Below are 18,587 nucleotides of genomic sequence, written 5' to 3' on the forward strand. Positions count from 1 at the left end.
TGTCAGTTAAAGGTAATATTTAATGGAGGGGTTAAAATGAAATTTGATCTGCAAGAAATAAATATTCCAATTTCTGATTCGGGTCCATACGGGGTAGCCGTTTCGCCTGATGGGAAAATATGGTTTACTCAGCATATAGCAAACAAAATTAGTTGTCTAGATCAAGAAGGACATATTCAAGAGTATACTGTTCCCACTCCTAATGCTAGAGTGATGTGTTTAACAGTTTCTTCAAAGGGGGATGTTTGGTTTACAGAAAATGGAGCCAACAAAATAGGTAAGTTCTCGCCAAGTGGTGTATTTACAGAATATCCCCTACCGCACCCAAAATCAGCCCCGTATGGTATTACAGAAGGATCAAAAGGAGATATCTGGTTTACTGAGATGAATGGAAATCGGATAGGTAAATTGACTTTAGAAGGGAAGATCCATGAATATGAACTTCCTACCAAAGATTCATATCCTTCTTTTATTACACTAGGTTCTGATAACTCTCTTTGGTTCACTGAAAACCAAAACAATGCTATTGGTAAAATAACGGAATCTGGTGAATTAATGGAATTCCCAATTCCAACACTCGCTTCAGGACCTGTAGGGATAACAAAGGGGAATGATGATGCACTTTGGTTTGTAGAAATAATTGGGAATAAGATAGGGAGAATCTCTTATTCTGGTGAGATAATAGAATTTAACATCCCTACACCAAATGCACGCCCCCATGCTATTACTGTTGGTGAAGAATTTGATATATGGTTTACTGAATGGGGGGCAAACAAAATAGGAAGATTAACAAAAGATCAAAAAATTGTAGAATATACCATTAAAACACCTAATGCAGAACCACATGGAATTGTATGCGATAAAGATGGTGTCGTTTGGTTCGCATTAGAATGTAACAAACTCGGAAAACTAACCATAATAAAATAAGAGTCAAGTAGTTAGCTTGTTTAATATATTTATGCCAAATCAAGTTATGTTTAACGGAAATGAAGGGAATTTTTTAAAGATTAAGAATTAACATAATATGGTAATCAAAAAGTGGATCATAAGAAAGTATTTAGGGTTATTTCATATGTATATTTTCATTTAAAAAGGTGAAAACGAACATTTGTCCAATTGTGGGATTAGTCACGATAAGATAGTTTAAACAAATAGGAGTTGAGGAGAATGGAGCAATTTTTATTTAATCAGTTAGCTTTTGTAAGAAATCAAACTTTAAATGTACTACAAGGTTTAACAGAAGAAATGGCTGACCAAATTCCGAATGGGTTCCGAAATTCGATCCGTTGGAATTTAGGACATATCTATGTCGTTGAGGAACGATTCGCATTTCAACACTTGGGACTTCCTCAAAAGTTACCAGAAGGATTTAAGGAACAATTTGAATACGGTACAACACCAGTAAATGCCCACAAATTTCATGTACCTACTTTAAAGGAATTAGAAGATCTACTAAAAGAACAACAAGTTCGAATTCAAGAAACACTTATAGACTTATTAGATGTAAATGTTGATCCATATACTACATCTGCAGGAATGACATTAGAGACACCAAAACAATTTCTAACTTTTATTTTGTATCATGAAGGTATGCATTTTAGTGTTATTAAACTTTATAAATCATTATTATCACGTTTATAAATAAGAATGATAGCTTAAATGTAGAAAGAATATTTTAATTGAAAGTCCTTTAATAATCTTTTCTGCCCTATTTCATATATTGTTGTTCAAGGTATTGGAGCCGATTTATTGGCTCCTATTTTAGTTTTTAACATTTTAGTTAGAAAAGGACTACTAATTATGAGGTGAGAAAAATGAATATTTTAATTAAAGATCTACCTGAATATGAAATTGCTTTTTTCAGACGTGTTGGATCTTATTTTGAACCAAATGCCGAACATTGGGACAAATTATTAAATTGTGCAATAGAAAACGGACTCTTTCCTCCACATCAATCTTTTATAGGAATTTCTTTAGATAATCCAGATTTAGTAGAAAGTCATAATTGTCGTCATGATGCTTGTGTTACGTTACCTGATGGTTTTGATAAAGAAAAACATGAAAATATACAATTTAGAAAATTAGATGGTGGGCAGTACGCTTTGTATCAATATTATGATTCTCCTAGTATGTTAAATAGTGGATATAAATTTATGTATGAACAATGGTTACCAAATAGTGAATTTGAACCTGATTACGAACGATATAACTTAGAATTTAGTATGAATAATCCTGCCGAAGACCTAGATGGAAAAGCAATAGTTCATTTATTTGTACCAATTAAAAAACGTACATCTTGAACAAACCTTTTAGTATAACGATATTAAGATTAGTAAATAACTAAAATTATTATCTACTAACCTAAACATCTTCTTTCATAATGATGTAAGTGTTGTTATTTCTTGGAAATAATACTATAATTAAACAGAATTTAAATTAAAATTATATCCTTTGTGAAAGGGTGTTAGACAATGAATTTCACTATTTATTTTGGAAATCATGAAGATAAAGAAGTACATACAATGGATTGCTATGTGGACATTGAGGAAGAAACTGTTTCTTAAGTTATCGATTTAAATAAGTTTAATTTCAAGGATGCGAAAAATTTTCGTATCCTTTTTTTCATTTTTGAGATTTACATTTTAAAACTTATTGTGTATGATAAAAATATAAAATGCGAACTAATGTTCTGTATATAGATTTTAGAAGGAAAGGAACTTGCATGATGAAAAGAACTGGAGCAACTAAAAGGAATTCAAAATCACCTATTATATCCAATACAGGTTTTATCGGGGCAAGTTTCATTGATACGGAAGAAATGAAAGAAAATCAATATTATTTTTCAAGGAAGCATCCTTTAATTATACATGAAGTATTAAACGGTCTATTACGAGCTGCATGCACTTTATTCCAAAAACAAAATATCCCAGCATATATAGCTTGTGAATATTTACGTACGGAAAAGAAAATAGGCTTAATTTTATCAAAAAAGCCATTCGAAAAAGAAGAAGGAATTCGTTTTTTTATTGAATATCTTCGTGAGATTGGTCACTTAAAAAATGATAAAACAATAAGGGCTGAAATTTCAAATACTGGATTTATTGGAGTAATATTTGTGGATTTATCTTATATTACAAGGTTTACATTCGAGACGGAAATGAAGTTGCTTTCTGCTTTCGTTATTAATTTCATGGAACCGTTAAAAGAAATCTATCATCAAAATAAAATTCATTTATATATGTCAGGTGTAGAACTTCAAAAGGAAGATAAATTAGGATTTGTACTTTCTAAAAATCCTTATGATGAGCGAAAAGAGGCGAACTTGTACTTTAAGGAATATTTGAGAGAAAGAGGCATGCTAAAAAATTATAAAGAGAATGTATTTATTCAAAGACATCGAGCATGACTTTTATAAATTAAACGTTGTATTATGATTTTTATTATACATATTGAATCAAAGAGGAACTGAAGGGATCAGTTTCTCTTTTTTTATTCAAAAAAGTTCATAATTTGTTTACAGTTAGAAACTTTCTTAAAACATTCCTTTGCATAATATATAGAAAGGAAATAACTAAGAAGTAAAGAATAATATAGTATAGGACTAAGCAAAAAGGAGGTTAGTACGATGGCGAATAATGGGAAGTATGTAGATTGGTTAAGTGAAATTGTTCAACGTCATGAAAAAGAAGGTGGATTTGAAGATTTACCTGGATTAGGTAAACCATTACCTAAAGAGCTCCTAAAAGATGATCTATTAACAACTGTTATTAAGAAATCCGGCTATAAACCAGATTGGGTAGTTCAACAGAAGAAAATTTATCAGAAGCTTGAAACGATTTTAAAGAAATTAAATTCTGATGAAAATAGTAAAGAAATAGCTAAAATGATTTCAGAAGTTAATGATGAAATTAAGAAATATAACTTAGGCTGTCCTTTTCCAATGCAAAGAAATTATGTAAATAAAGAAAACCTTGAGAATCAATTGATTTATTGGAATTAAACTTGTGAAAAATCGAACGTATTCACTATATTGATGTTTATACGATTAGACAGTATAAACATCTTTTTTATTTTCTTAGCCTTTATTCACATGTAATTTTTTAAAAATGGTAATCTATGAAAAAATCTTAATTTAATGTTAATGTATTAAATAGATAGAAGTTGTACAAGGGGGAAGAGGAATGAGCGCCACTCTTGAAATGAGGAGATTAGATCGGAATTTTCCATTTTGTTTATTTTCAAATGATGGATTAACTTTAGTTGGTCATCATTGGCATAAACTTGTAGAAATTATTTACGTACAAAAAGGCATTTTAAAGATTGGTGTAAATGATGAGTTACTTCAATTAGAAGAAGGGGAATTTTATATCATTAATAGTGGTGACATACATTATTTTTTATCTTCACCGAATAGTATGAGATTGGTCGTGCAATTTGATTTTTCTATTTTTGAAGATGTACAGTTTTTGAAAAGACATAATATGGAACTAATCGAATTGTTTAATTGTATTCAAAAATCTAGTGTGTTTTGGAACGAAGAAGTTAAACAGAAAATGATAACCTATTTAAAAGAACTTGAAAGTGAATATATCGATAAAAAAGAAGGATATGAACTAGCGATCAGAGCTAGATTATACGATATTTTACTACTAATCTATCGAGAACTACCCCACACAGAAAATAATAAGCAAAACTACCCTAATAGGAAAGCTAGTCTATTGAAATTAGAAAAAATATTTCACTACATAGAAGAGAATTATATGAATGATATTACATTAAATGATGTTGCGAATTATATCGGTTTTACGAATTCTTATTTTGCAAAGTTTTTTAAAAAATACACTGGTTCAACATTTTGTCATTTTGTAAATCAATATAGGATCACAAAAGCTCAATGGTATTTATTTAATGAAGATTTACCAATTACTGAAATTACGTATAATGTTGGATTCATCAATGTGAAAACGTTTAATAGATTATTTAAAAATGAAGTTGGTTTATCTCCAACCCAATATAAAAAAAAGACAATATTTGAGAAGTTTTAGGCAAGATGTAAGGAAGACTCAAATCAAGTATTTCTATAAACTGGAAATGTAAATAACATTTCTGGAGGTTTCATAATGAAATTAAAAGTAGGAATAATCGGTTGTGGCGGAATAGCTAAAGGTAAACATATGCCTAGCTTAGCAGCATTAGATAACGTAGAAATGGTAGCTTTTTGTGACATTATTGAAGAACGCGCAATTAAAGCAAAGGAACAATTTGGTGTTGAGGAAGCAAAGACATATACAAATTACAAGGAATTATTAGCAGATGAAACAATTGATGTAATTCACGTTTGTACACCAAATAAATCTCATTCATTTATTACGATTGATTCTTTAGAAGCAGGTAAACACGTTATGTGTGAAAAGCCAATGGCAAAAACTTCAGAAGAAGCAAAGGCGATGGTAGAAGCGTCTAAACGTACAGGAAAAAAGTTAACAATCGGATATCAAAATCGTTTTCGAAACGATTCACAATATTTAAGCGAAGTTTGTAAAAATAATGAACTTGGTGAAATTTATTTTGCAAAAGCACATGCGATTAGAAGAAGAGCGGTACCAACTTGGGGAGTATTTTTAAATGAAGAAGAACAAGGTGGTGGCCCATTAATTGATATTGGCACACATGCTTTGGATTTAACATTATGGCTAATGGATAATTATAAACCTAAATGTGTAGTTGGAAACGTTTACCACGAATTATCACATAAAGAAAATGCGGCAAATGCTTTTGGACCATGGGATCCAAAGGAATTTAAAGTAGAAGACTCTGCATTTGGATTTATTACGATGGAAAATGGTGCAACCGTTATCCTAGAATCAAGCTGGGCTTTAAACACACTTGAAATTGGAGAAGCTCAAACTACTCTTTGTGGTACTGAAGGTGGAGCTGATATGAGAGATGGTCTTCGAATTAATGGGGAAGTATATGGGCGACTTTACGATAAAAAAATTGATATCCAAACTGGTGGCGTAGCTTTTTATGAAGGTGCATCTGATTCTGCTGAAGTGTTAGAAGCGAGACTTTGGATCGACAGTATTATTAATGATACAGAACCACTAGTTAAACCTGAGCAAGCATTGGTTGTAACTCAAATTTTAGAAGCAATCTACGAATCTTCAAAATCAAAGAAACCGGTATTCTTTAACTAAATAGTATAGGAGATGGCTTAAATGACACTACCGATTGCACTACAATTATGGAGTGTAAAAGAGGACGCTGCAATCGACTTTTTCGGTACTTTAGAAAAAGTAGCAGAAATGGGTTATGACGGTGTTGAGTTTGCGGGTTACTATGGTAAAAATGCATCGGAAATTAAAGCTGTGTTAAATAAACTAGGATTAAAAGCTGCGGGAGCTCATGTAAGCGCAGAACAAATTATTCATCATATTGATGACGTAATTGCTTTCGAAAAAGAATTAGGAAATAAATATGTCGTATGTCCTTGGGCAAATTTTAATCGTTTAGAAGAATGGAATGAATTTGCAGAACATTTGCAACAATCTGGAAAGAAGCTGACTGAAGCAGGATTATCTTTGGTTTATCATAATCATGCTCATGAACTAGTTACATTAGAAAATAAATATATTCTAGATATTTTATTAAACGCAGTTCCAACTAATCTATTAAAAGCAGAATTGGATACTTATTGGCTAGAATTTGCTGGTGTTAATGCGGTCGAATATATGAGTAAGTATAAAGGAAGAACGCCATTAATTCATGTGAAGGATATGTCTCCTTCCAAAGAGGAAAGTACCGAAGTAGGAAATGGAATAATGGATATAAAAGGAATTGTTCGCCAAGCAAAACAAAATTCAGCCGAATGGTTAATTGTTGAGCAAGAAGCATTTACTAAACCTCAATTAGAAAGTGTTGAAATAGGATTGAATAACTTAAAAATGATCTTAGCTGAAGTTTAAGTCGCAATTAAACAATTTTAAAAAATAGAGATGGGTGAGCCATATGGTAAAAGTAACGGTTTGGAATGAGAATCGACATGAACAAATTAATCCGGAAGTAAAAAGTATTTATCCAAGCGGAATACACACTACAATTGCTACTTTCTTAAATGAGGCAGGGTACGATGCTGCGACGGCTACATTAGAACAAACTGATCATGGTTTGACGGATGAAGTGTTAGAAAATACTGACGTATTAATTTGGTGGGGACATATTGCTCATAACGATGTGGAAGATCAAATTGTTCAAAAGGTTTATGAAAAAGTATTGCAAGGAATGGGCTTAATTGTTCTTCATTCTGGACATTTTTCTAAGATTTTTAAAAAGTTAATGGGGACTAGTTGCGATTTAAAATGGCGTGAAGCAGCGGAAACTGAAAGACTTTGGGTTGTCGATCCGTCCCATCCAATAGTAGATGGTATTGGTGAATATATTGAGATTGACCAAGAAGAAATGTATGGCGAACATTTTGATATACCTACGCCAGATGAGCTAGTATTAGTTAGCTGGTTTAAAGGTGGAGAGGTATTTAGAAGTGGATGTACATTTAAAAGAGGGAATGGGAAAATCTTTTATTTTAGACCAGGACATGAAACATATCCAACTTATCATCATAAAGAAATTCAAAAAATAATCATTAATGCAGTAAATTGGGCGAATAAATCTAAAAGAAATTATCCTTCATATGGACATAAAGAGGCAATAGAGGCATTAACAGATTAATAGAATGGAGAGAAAACGATGAAATTAGGAGTATTCACGGTATTATTTGCGGATAAATCATTTGAAGAAATGCTTGATAAAGTTGCAGACTCCGGATTAAAGGCTGTTGAAATAGGAACTGGTTGTTACCCTGGGAATGCTCATTGTCCGTTGGATCGTTTATTAGAAAGTGAGCAACTTAGAAGAGAATATATTGAAAAAGTTGAAAAACGCGGATTAACGATTAGTGCTTTTAGTTGTCATGGTAATCCAATATCACCTGATAAAGAGTTTGCGAAGGAATCACATGCTGTTTTAGCTAAAACGATTAAATTGGCTTCGCTATTAGGTGTTCCAGTTGTAAATTGCTTTTCTGGAACTAGTGGTGATCATGAAGAAGCAAAATTCCCTAGTTGGCCTGTAACTGCTTGGCCAAATGAATATAGGGATGTACTAAATTGGCAATGGGAAGAAAAGCTAATACCTTATTGGAAAGAAATGGGTAAATTTGCGGAAGATCATCAAGTAAAAATTGGGCTAGAACTACATGGTGGCTTTTTAGTTCATACTCCATATACATTATTAAAGTTGCGTAAAGAAACTAGTAATGCAATTGGTGCTAACTTAGATCCTAGTCATCTTTGGTGGCAAGGAATTGATCCTGTAGCAGCGATTAAAATACTTGGAAAAGAAAATGCGATTCATCATTTCCATGCAAAAGATACTTATATCGATCAAGATAATGTAAATATGTATGGTTTAACTGATATGCAACCTTATGGTGAAGTTCAAACTAGAGCTTGGACATTCCGATCAGTAGGCTGTGGACATAGTTTGAAAGATTGGTCAGATATGATGAGTGCACTACGAACTTTTGGATATGATTATGTCGTTAGTATTGAACATGAAGACCCGATCATGTCAATTGAAGAAGGTTTTTCACGTGCCGTTAAAAACTTACAATCCGTATTAATAAATGAAGAGCCATCGCAAATGTGGTGGACTTGATAAAAAATAGGTTACCAATCAAAAAAAAGTTGGTGAAAAAATGGGAAAATTAAGAGTTGCGATTATAGGTTGTGGAAATATTTTTTTAATGCATGCGCAACCTGCTTTCGTAAGAGAAAATGTAGAATTGGTAGCGGTTTGTGATATTAAAGAAGAGCGAGCAAAAGAGAAAGCTGAACAATTTAATTGTGCTTATTATATAAACTATCTTGAGCTTTTTGAGAAAGAAAATTTAGATGTTATTCATATTTGCTTACCGCATTATTTACATGCGCCGGTTGCAATTGAAGCAGCTAAACGAAAAATTCATGTTCTTACTGAAAAACCAATGTCTATTCATTATTCTGATGCTCAAGATATGGTAGAAACAGCAAAAAATAATGGAGTAACTTTAGGTGTCATTTTTCAGAACAGGTATAATCCTGGATCCGTACTAATTAAAGAAATATTACAAAATGGTACTTTAGGAAAAATAAAATCTGGAAAACTTTCAGTTACATGGGATCGTTCTGACCAGTACTATTTGAATAGTGATTGGAAAGGGACTTGGGATAAAGAAGGTGGCGGGGTAGTCATTGACCAAGCTATTCATACGATGGATTTAATGCGATGGTTCGTTGATGATGAGATTGAATATGTAGACGCGACAATCAGTAATAGAGCTCATGAAATAATTGAAGTAGAAGATTGTGCAGAAGGTGTTATTAAGTATAGAAGTGGTGTAGTTACTGCTTTTCATACGATAAACTATTATTCTTATGATGCACCAGTTACAATTGAACTGCATTGTGAAAACGGAATTGCTAAAATGGTTGCTGACCGAGGTGTAGTCTCTTTAAATGATGGAAGAGAGTTTGTTGCTGATAACAATCCAAATGAAACTTTTGATTACGGCAATGGTGCAAAAGGATATTGGGGCGTTAGTCATGTAAAACAGATTAATAACTTTTATGAATCATTGGAAGATCATTCTCAGTTACACATTACTGGTGAAGAAGCGATGAAAACTCAAAAAATGATTTGTGCAATCTATGAATCAGGTAAGAAAAAAGAGCGGATTTATTTATAAACTATTAAATCTCCTTATAATTTAAATGTTAGACCGAGAAAAGTAAATGACGTGGACTGTTTTGTTCACGTTGTTTACTTTTTGGTTTTTTTAGGAAGGGATTTCATATCATTAAATGTTTAATATTCAAGTTGGTGAAAGCCATGGAGATATAATTGTTTGACATTAAAAGCTTTAAGTAATTACCTTCTAGAATCATAGGATTTCAGTATATTAGCGGGAGAAATTTCATTTACCGAAATGGGTTTATTTCAATTAATTAAGAATAAAACAAGCTTACTAGAACATACATGATACCTTCGTATGGAGATGGTGAATGGGATGAGCACTTCAACCTGCAAATGCTCAATTGAAAATTTACATGATGGTATGCATCGTATTGATATTTATATCTAATGTTGGTTCGGATAAAGGGAAGCTTTTTAAGTTGTTAATAATCCGATTTGTTTTAGTCTTTTTAAAATTTTAATCAACTAAATGACAGGATAATTGAATAGTAAAAGGAAAAAATATCCACTTCGTCGAAATAAAAGAGAAAAGGTTTTAATAAAGGAGAAGTCGATGAATTACATAGCAGAAATGAGAAAATATATTGGTGAACAAACCCTTTTAACTGTAGGTTGTGGGATAATTATAGAGGATAATGAACAGATATTGTTGCAACATCGAACTGACGAAGACAATTGGTGTATTCCAGGTGGAATTATGGAAATTGGAGAAACTTTTGAGGAGACAGCAAAAAGGGAATCTTTTGAGGAAACGGGGCTAACGGTAACAGGTTTAGAGTTGTTTGGAATTTATTCAGGAGAAAAATGTTTTGTTCAATATCCCAATGGAGATAAGGCATTTAGTGTTCAAATAATTTTCAAATCCAAACATTTTACAGGGGAAATAAAACAAAAGGATGTTGAAAGCAGAGAACATCGATTTTTCAGAAAAACAGAACTTCCTGTTAACATAAATCCACGTCAAAAACCATTTATAATTGATTGGGCAGAAGAAAATAGATATCCAATTATAAAATAATTCGTTTACTAAAGTATAAATTTGTTGAAGATCAAGGGTTTTTGGTTACTTCAGTTGCTCATTTCATGTTGAACTATTAACGGTATAGCTCAATAAGGATGATTAAAGGATATAACTTTATTTTGCTGAATATGTATTAGTTATCAGAATGTTTTCTTTAGGAGGACCTATATATTGAAAACCATTAAGATTGTATCGATAACTTTTATTTGTGCTTTAATATCATTTGTTGTTTTTTTGGCGGTAAAAGAAGTATTTAAATATGCTCATCAATCAAAACCAGTGAATGTAGAAATTAGTAAGATTAATGCACAAAAATCATTAACATTATTAAATGCAAATGTTGATATCATCAATGATAAAAATAAAGTGGGTGCTATAGGCATTACTGAGGGAGAAAATAAGGGGAAAGAACTTGTACCAACTGCTTTATATTATGAGTTTACTATAAAAAATACTAGTAAAAGAACGGTTGGAATGTATAATAAACAAGGACTTGAGGTTAATATTATCCCTAATGATAATTTAATTTCATTATCAAAAGAAATAATAGGATTTAATATATTCAATCCTTCAGAATATAGTAATAGTGGGGTTGGTTATGGAAAGTCCTTTGATTCTGTCCTTAAGCCTGGTCAAGTAGGTCAGTACAGTATTCATTTTGATTTAGGTGTTAGTGAAGAGAATTCTCAAGTTCCTTTATTAGTGCCATCAGCAGAAAAATTACAATTACTTAAAAAAGATGCTTTAAATGCTACGCTTGTTGTAACCTTAGAGGATAAAGAAATATTACGTTTTAATCTAAAAGAATATAAATAGTTTGTTTAACCAAGGCTTTGGGAGTTGAACAACAAACTCGGCTATATAGTCGAGTTTTTTTGAGATAATAGCTGTATAGTTCAATAAGTAAAGTACTGCGTGAATATTTAATAGAGAACTTATCTAGTATATTCTAAGAGAAGATTTGTTTTTTTATGCAATGTCAATGTTTAATAAAAGGTGCTGATTTCATTGACCAAAAAAGTAAGAGACATTATGAAATATCGAAAAATCTCTTTAGCATGTTTATTCAGTGCAATGTTTATTTGTTTATTAGATTTTGTGATAAATAGCATGTTCTTAGTGAAACTTGCATGGTTTCTTATCTTCCTATTTATAGTAATAACAACCATATTCTGGAGATGTCCACAATGTAAAAAGAGACTGCCTTTTCGATTTAATATCAATAAAGACGTACATGATTATTACCGATGTCCTTATTGCGAGACAAAGTTTTTAGACGGAGAAATCGTTGAGTAATTGTAATGTTTTTGTTATTAGATAATCACTAATACAAGAGCTAGTTACTTACCAAGAAGTTGACCCAAAAGTCGTTTTTCAACGTCCTTTTGAGTCAACTTCTATTAATTTAAGGAGTTCAGATAATAATTTTTGATAACTTCTTACTTATTAAATCTAACCTTTGAAGGGCTATTGGCTATTTAAACATCATTATCCTGTTCGAGCATACTAATGTTATAACTTTTTTGATTTGAATCTTAGGCAAATGATGAAAAAAGTAAGAAATAAGTCATTATGGCGTTTTTTATAGACAATTAAACCGCACTCTAATTGTAAGATATAACAAACAATAGGATGTGCAATTTTTTCATAGCTAAGTTTACTTTGGATTTTCAGTCTTATTTAAATGTGTGTTCTAAGCAAATAAAGAACCACTTTGAAAGGTTCTTCGGCGAAAAACACTTAAAAGCGATGTTTGAATATGATGGGTATAAATGAGAATAAAAACTTGATGTTGAAAAGAGGTATAGTATGAATCATTTTTCGGGGATGCCAATTCAACAAAGTGACACGGGGGCGTCTGATAGTGTAATAAGAATGAAAGTTCAACAGATGAATGTAAATCCAGCTATTCATGCATATCGATCGATTGATGAGTTTGAAAGTATGTTGCGAAATAACATCATTCTAAGTGCAAGAGCGATGTTTCAAAGTAGAGTGAGCTTTGCAGTATTTGAAAAATCGCGTTGTAATCCAATGTACTGGCAATTAATGAGAACAGGAGGATTCCTATTAAGGCAAGGTGTAAAACCTTCTGACGCGATTAATGATATTTACTATAATAGTTCATTATATGCGTTTGAATGTGCAACGGCAATGGTCATTATTTATTACCATGCAGTCCTAAATCTGATTGGTGAAAACTTATTTAATCAAATTTTTCAAAGCATTTATTTATACGGATGGCATACTGATTCTGACTTAGGAGTAAATGCCCAGTATTCTGACCGTTTTTTTCCTGGAGATATCGTATATTTTAAAAATCCAGAATTTAATCCACTAACCCCAGAGTGGAGAGGAGAAAATGCAGTTGTACTAGGAGATGGTACGTTTTTTGGACATGGAATAGGAATTATGACAGCTGAACAAATGATTTATACCTTAAATAAAATGAGATGGCCAGGAGCATATCGGTCTGCCTACCTGACTAATTCAGTTACAAGACCGAATTTTAAACATCTGGCAGAATTATCGAATTGGCAAAGAGATCACTCAATTAATAAATATAGAAATATAGTCATCCATCATAATCAAAGTTCAATTTCATTTGATTTTTATAGATATTTATTAAATTGCCTCACATGATATTCAATAAATTATGCAATTAATTAATCTTAAACAAAACCAAGGTCATATCTTGGTTTGAGTGTTTTATTTGTCTAAAATAGTATTCTATTTATTTTTGTCTAACATTCCTTATGACAATTTATCTATTTAAGTTAAAACTAAACAACAACTTGATCGGCTGTATAGTCGATTTTTTTTATTAAAATAAATGGCAATATAATTACAAAGGGGCTGATATAATTTGAGTAAAGTAACCATTTAAGGGGAACAAGATGAAGAAAAAAATTATAGTATTCTTGACTACTATTGTAGTACTTCTAATTCTGGATCAAGAAATAAAACCGTTTGAACGTAAAACTGGCATTAATGGAGTTCCAAAAGGAGAACTAATAGTTGAAAAGAAAGCACCAAATCAAAAGTATATATTTCGATTATATGAAACAACTGGTGATGCCACAGTTGGAATTGGAAGAGTAGGGGAAGTCGAGAGTACGAAGGATAACATAAGAAAAGTAGTTTACCAAAGTTATCCAAATGAAAAAAATGAAATTAATTGGATTACAAATAACAAATTAATGGTTAATGGAAAAACATTAAATGTGAAAAAGGATGTCTTTAACTACAAAAGACATGTATATAATTTTTTCAAAGGCTATTATTCTAAGAATAAATAATTCACTTTTTAAGCAACTAACGCAAAAATTTTGAGCAAATATTTACGGTCAGTAGGATGAAAAAATGTAGGTAAATTTTATTTTATATTGATAAAATTATTAACTGTATTATATATTATTTACATTTAATTTAAACGTAATAATAGTAAAATAGAAAAAATGGCTTTTTGGTATACAGAGAATGGAGGATATGGGATGGCGGGAATAAAAGACATAGCCAAAGAAGCTGGAGTTTCCATTTCAACGGTGTCATATGCATTAAATGGTAGCCCAAAAGTAACAGAAGAAACTCGAAGCAGAATCATGAAAATCGCAAATAGATTAGGGTATGTTCCTAATGCAGCTGCAAGGATGTTAAAGGTTAAAGAAACAAAAATTATTGGGGTATTTTTAGCTGATTATGGAGGTTATTTTTACGGACCACTATTAAGAGGAATGAGACAAGCTTTAAATGACAAAGGGTATGAATTAATTGCATGTTCTGGTGTGCAATCACATCGACTTTTATTAGAAAAAGTAATTGATGGTGGAATCATTTTAGATCAGGCTTTTTCAGATGAAGAACTTTTAGATTATGCTGAAAAAAATTATAAAATTGTAGTGATGGATAGAGAATTACAGCACAACAATATTAAAGGAGTTTTATTAGATAATAATGGCGGAGCTAAATTAGCTATTAAAGAACTTCTTAAAAATGATGTAAAAAAAGTATATGTTGTAACAGGGCCAGAAGGATCATACGATTCAAGTAAACGTATAGATGGTGTTAGAGAAGAATTAGCAAATTATCCTGAAATTGAGTTAATTGAAATTGGCGGAAATTTCATGAAAGATTCAGGAGAATTAGCAGCAAAACAAATCTTTTCAAACTATAACGAACCAACTGCAATTTTCTGTTTAAATGATGAAATGGCAATTGGAATCTATAACTATTTACAAGATACAGATTACAAAGTTGGTAAAGATGTTTTTATTGTAGGTTTTGATAATATTGAATTATCACAATATGTTTCACCAAGATTAAGTACAATATCTTATTCTACATTTGATTGGGGTTCATTAGCGGCTAAAAATTTATTGAAACTCATATCTAACGAAGTTGTTGAGAATAAGAAAATTGAAGTTTCATTAACTGTTGGTGGTTCTTCTTAAGAAGGAAATTATATCAGAAACTTAATTTTTTCTTAAAGAGACTTAAATTTCTCTTAAAAAGAGAGGTTTAAGTTTCTTTTTTTATGACTAATACTTAAAATTTCACATACCGTAATAGGATGACTTAAATGAAAAAAACAGTTTTTATAGTCAAAATTGAACAGACGACCAGATTTAAAAAGAACATACTTTGGAATTCAACCTTACTAATATGACAGGAAAATAAACTGACTTTGTCGAAATATTGAACTATATAAATTCTACCAAAGGACTGATTGCTTTTGAACACATTATTGTTAACAGGTTTTGAACCTTTTCTGAACTTTTCAATTAATCCTACAGAAGAAATTGTGAAAGAGCTAAATAATCAAGAGGTTGGAGGGTTTCACATTATCGGGTCAGTTTTACCTGTTGATTTCAGTAAAGCAGGTAATGAATTAATAAAATTGTTTCATACACATAACCCATCGGCGGTTATCTCATTAGGATTAGCAGGTGGTAGATTTAAAATATCACCAGAACGGATCGCCATAAATTGCAATGATGGTGCAGCGGACAATAAAGGGAAAAAATATGCTGGGGCAAAAATTGATCCAGAAGGCCCTGATGGACTATTTTCAACGCTTCCAATTCAGAAAATTGTTAATGAATTAAACAATCACAAATTTCCAGCTGAAATATCCAATTCTGCAGGTACTTATTTGTGTAATAACGTTATGTATCAAATGCTTAATGAATTAAAAAAAACTAACAAGCAAATTCCGAGTGGCTTTATTCATATTCCAGCTTCACATGAAATGGCCGTAATTGATCAGAAGTTGCCAAGTTGGTCGCAAACTGATTTGACGGATGCTATAAAGCTTGCAATTGAAGTGATTAGTCTAAATGACTAGCACCAAATTAGATATTTTTCCGTTAGGTTGCTCTGGCTTAGTATGTTATTTAGGTGATTCAATTTCAATGGAAACAAATAGTCTACTGCATGCTTTTTCAGAATATCTAAAAACTGAATTAATGACGAAATTAACAGCAGTCGTACCATGTTATCATTCCATTACGATTTTTTATGATTCAATTAACTTTTCATACGCGGAAATAAACCAAGAAATAAATTCGCATTTTAATCGTTTTAATCGTTCAAAAATTAACAGAGAGAATACAATTTATGAAATTCCTATTTGTTTTAATTCCACTTTTGGGACAGAACTTCAAAAAGTAGCAGAGCATAATAAACTAAAAACTGAAGAGGTAGTGCGACTTTATCTAGAAAAAATGTATCCCATTTATATGATTGGTTTTATACCTGGGTTTCCGTATCTTGGCGGGTTAAATCCTAAACTATCAACTCCAAGACTAATCAAGCCAAAAACAGTTTTAAAGGGTTCGATTGGGATTGCTGGAAATCAAACAGGGATCTATCCATTTGAATCTCCAGGTGGCTGGAATATTATTGGACGTACTCCAATTTCAATATTTTCAACGAAATATAATGGCACAGAAAACTTTAAACCTGGAGATTTAGTGAAATTTTTTGAGATTAATATCGAAACATTTAATCAAATTGAACAGCTAGTGAAAGAGGGTAACTATTTAATTAAAAAGGAAGTGCGTTTTATTGATACAAATTGATTTAAACTGTGATTTAGGTGAAAGTTTTGGAAATTACAAAATAAATGATGAGCAAATTATGCCACATATTACTTCAGCCAATATTGCTTGCGGATTTCATGCAGGAGATCCGTTTGTAATTTATGAAACAGTAAAATTAGCTAAGCAGTATAATTTATCAATTGGTGCGCATCCAAGTTTTCCAGATTTACTTGGTTTTGGTAGAAGAGAAATGAATTTTAGTGAAGAAGAAATATACAAATTAGTCCTCTATCAAATTGGAGCACTTTATTCGGTTTGCAAAGTAAATCGAGTTGAACTTCGTCATTTAAAACCTCATGGTGCACTTTATAATATGGCAGCTACTAATTTGAAGCTCGCTTTAGCGATTACAAAAGCAATGAAAGACTTCGATTCTTCACTAACCTTATATGGACTAGCAAATAGTAAATTAATAGAAGCAGCGATTGAGATGAATATTCCTTTTTCTTCAGAAGTATTTGCAGATCGAGCATATGGTGATGATGGTTTATTAGTACCTCGTAATCAATTAAACTCGGTTCATCACAATACAAAAGATGCCATTAATCAGGCACTTCAAATTGTAACAACCAAAACCGTATCGACAATTTCCGGTAAAGATATTCCAATTCAAGCTGATACCATTTGTATACATAGTGATTCTGATATTTCAATTAAATTAGCGATGGAATTACGTAAGGTATTTAGTGAAAATAATATTCTTGTTAAGTCTATAGGAGCGTAATACTTTGAAAGAGTTTTTTGAAGTTTTACAAAGAGGTGTATCTATTTCAATTCAAGATAATGGTAGGAATGGATTTAGACATTTAGGGATCCCCGTATCTGGTGCTATGGACAAATTAGCTTATCAAATTGGAAATCTATTGATGGGAAATAAATTAAACGCGGCTAGTATCGAAATTGCGATTGGTGGTACTGTCCTAAAAGCATTAAATCATTTTTCAATCGTCATTACAGGTGGAAATTTGAAACCTACAATTAACGGCAAATCTGTTGAGATGAATAAAATAATTGACATAGCAAAAGGAGAGATTTTGACTTTTAACGGGGGAGACACTGGTGTTTACTCATATATATCAGTACCCGGCGGAGTTAAAAGTGAAACTCATTTCGAAAGTCAGTCATCGTATGAACCTGCTTCTCTTGGATTAGTTCCTAAAAAAGGTACAATAATTTATGGTTCCAGCACTACTTATAAACTAGTGAAAAATGGACTAAAACATGAGTATATTCCAATCTATCCAAAGCATAATTTGGTTCATTTTATAAAAAGTAGTCATTTTGAGAAAATACCTCACCAGATAAAATCACAAATTTTATCTGAACCTCTTACGATTGGTACGTTTAATAGAATGGGAATGTATTTAAGTTCAAAAAATGCTAATTTAGAACCGTTTGATTCAAATATTCTATCAGAAGGTACTACTTTTGGAACGATTCAAATACTACCAACTGGCCAACCAATTATCTTACTAGCAGATTCTCAAACTACAGGCGGATATGCAACAATAGGTACAATAATTTATTCAGACCTTTGGAAACTTGTACAATTGCAACAAGGAAATACAGTTCAATTAATACCAGTAGATGTAGATGAGGCGAGACTTTTAAATAAAAAGCTTCATTTATTTTTGAATTATTTACAAATTGAATGTAGAAATAGGGAGAGATAA

Annotated in this window: 20 protein-coding genes; all 20 read left to right on the forward strand. The window is 31.5% G+C overall.

Annotated elements, in window-relative coordinates; translation table 11 throughout:
• Window positions 1–36: 36 nt before the first annotated feature.
• The 20 genes from B6K90_RS05730 (at window position 37) to B6K90_RS05830 (ending at window position 18,587) form a co-directional block, all read left to right on the forward strand.
• Window positions 37–927 (forward strand): Vgb family protein, encoded by an 891-nt coding sequence (locus B6K90_RS05730; RefSeq protein ID WP_088011773.1) that lies wholly within the window; start codon window positions 37–39, stop codon window positions 925–927.
• Window positions 928–1,167: 240 nt separating this feature from the next.
• Window positions 1,168–1,641, forward strand: coding sequence for a DinB family protein (locus B6K90_RS05735; RefSeq protein WP_088011774.1), 474 nt, complete (start codon window positions 1,168–1,170; stop codon window positions 1,639–1,641).
• Between the two features lie 173 nt (window positions 1,642–1,814).
• Window positions 1,815–2,300, forward strand: a complete 486-nt coding sequence (locus B6K90_RS05740; RefSeq protein ID WP_088011775.1) for an AraC family transcriptional regulator — start codon at window positions 1,815–1,817, stop codon at window positions 2,298–2,300.
• Window positions 2,301–2,725: 425 nt separating this feature from the next.
• A complete protein-coding gene (locus tag B6K90_RS05750; protein WP_235821724.1) occupies window positions 2,726–3,406 on the forward strand; it encodes a hypothetical protein in 681 nt (226 codons plus the stop codon).
• Window positions 3,407–3,625: 219 nt separating this feature from the next.
• A complete protein-coding gene (locus B6K90_RS05755) occupies window positions 3,626–4,000 on the forward strand; it encodes a DnaJ family domain-containing protein (protein WP_088011778.1) in 375 nt (124 codons plus the stop codon).
• A 181-nt stretch (window positions 4,001–4,181) separates the two neighbouring features.
• A complete protein-coding gene (locus B6K90_RS05760) occupies window positions 4,182–5,045 on the forward strand; it encodes an AraC family transcriptional regulator (RefSeq protein WP_088011779.1) in 864 nt (287 codons plus the stop codon).
• A 75-nt stretch (window positions 5,046–5,120) separates the two neighbouring features.
• Window positions 5,121–6,197: a Gfo/Idh/MocA family protein gene (locus B6K90_RS05765; RefSeq protein WP_088011780.1), complete on the forward strand. Its 1,077-nt coding sequence runs from the start codon at window positions 5,121–5,123 to the stop codon at window positions 6,195–6,197.
• Window positions 6,198–6,218: 21 nt separating this feature from the next.
• Window positions 6,219–6,965, forward strand: a complete 747-nt coding sequence (locus tag B6K90_RS05770) for a sugar phosphate isomerase/epimerase family protein (protein ID WP_088011781.1) — start codon at window positions 6,219–6,221, stop codon at window positions 6,963–6,965.
• A gap of 43 nt (window positions 6,966–7,008) precedes the next feature.
• Window positions 7,009–7,728, forward strand: a complete 720-nt coding sequence (locus B6K90_RS05775; protein ID WP_088011782.1) for a ThuA domain-containing protein — start codon at window positions 7,009–7,011, stop codon at window positions 7,726–7,728.
• Window positions 7,729–7,746: 18 nt separating this feature from the next.
• A complete protein-coding gene (locus B6K90_RS05780) occupies window positions 7,747–8,715 on the forward strand; it encodes a sugar phosphate isomerase/epimerase family protein (protein ID WP_088011783.1) in 969 nt (322 codons plus the stop codon).
• Between the two features lie 40 nt (window positions 8,716–8,755).
• Complete coding sequence (locus B6K90_RS05785) at window positions 8,756–9,784, forward strand: Gfo/Idh/MocA family protein (protein WP_088011784.1); 1,029 nt, start codon at window positions 8,756–8,758, stop codon at window positions 9,782–9,784.
• A gap of 561 nt (window positions 9,785–10,345) precedes the next feature.
• Window positions 10,346–10,810 carry an NUDIX hydrolase gene (locus B6K90_RS05790; RefSeq protein WP_088011785.1) on the forward strand — a complete coding sequence of 155 codons (465 nt, stop codon included), beginning with the start codon at window positions 10,346–10,348 and terminating at the stop codon, window positions 10,808–10,810.
• A 174-nt stretch (window positions 10,811–10,984) separates the two neighbouring features.
• Window positions 10,985–11,629, forward strand: coding sequence for a hypothetical protein (locus tag B6K90_RS05795; RefSeq protein ID WP_088011786.1), 645 nt, complete (start codon window positions 10,985–10,987; stop codon window positions 11,627–11,629).
• Between the two features lie 993 nt (window positions 11,630–12,622).
• The gene (locus B6K90_RS05800; RefSeq protein WP_088011787.1) at window positions 12,623–13,456 is read left to right on the forward strand and encodes a protein-glutamine gamma-glutamyltransferase; all 834 of its coding nucleotides are present in this window, start codon (window positions 12,623–12,625) and stop codon (window positions 13,454–13,456) included.
• A gap of 254 nt (window positions 13,457–13,710) precedes the next feature.
• Window positions 13,711–14,112: a DUF5412 family protein gene (locus tag B6K90_RS05805; RefSeq protein ID WP_088011788.1), complete on the forward strand. Its 402-nt coding sequence runs from the start codon at window positions 13,711–13,713 to the stop codon at window positions 14,110–14,112.
• A 195-nt stretch (window positions 14,113–14,307) separates the two neighbouring features.
• The gene (locus B6K90_RS05810) at window positions 14,308–15,264 is read left to right on the forward strand and encodes a LacI family DNA-binding transcriptional regulator (protein ID WP_088011789.1); all 957 of its coding nucleotides are present in this window, start codon (window positions 14,308–14,310) and stop codon (window positions 15,262–15,264) included.
• Window positions 15,265–15,545: 281 nt separating this feature from the next.
• Entirely contained in the window at window positions 15,546–16,157 is a 612-nt protein-coding gene (locus B6K90_RS05815) for a pyroglutamyl-peptidase I (RefSeq protein ID WP_088011790.1), read from the forward strand.
• Window positions 16,150–16,893, forward strand: coding sequence for a 5-oxoprolinase subunit PxpB (pxpB, locus tag B6K90_RS05820; RefSeq protein WP_088011791.1), 744 nt, complete (start codon window positions 16,150–16,152; stop codon window positions 16,891–16,893). The genes B6K90_RS05815 and pxpB overlap by 8 nt, the downstream gene beginning before the upstream one ends.
• A complete protein-coding gene (locus B6K90_RS05825; protein ID WP_088011792.1) occupies window positions 16,880–17,638 on the forward strand; it encodes a 5-oxoprolinase subunit PxpA in 759 nt (252 codons plus the stop codon). Before pxpB ends, B6K90_RS05825 begins: the two co-directional genes overlap by 14 nt.
• A gap of 4 nt (window positions 17,639–17,642) precedes the next feature.
• Window positions 17,643–18,587: a 5-oxoprolinase subunit C family protein gene (locus B6K90_RS05830; RefSeq protein ID WP_088011793.1), complete on the forward strand. Its 945-nt coding sequence runs from the start codon at window positions 17,643–17,645 to the stop codon at window positions 18,585–18,587.

The organism is Gottfriedia acidiceleris, from assembly GCF_002128425.1.
Taxonomy (GTDB): domain Bacteria; phylum Bacillota; class Bacilli; order Bacillales; family Bacillaceae_G; genus Gottfriedia; species Gottfriedia acidiceleris.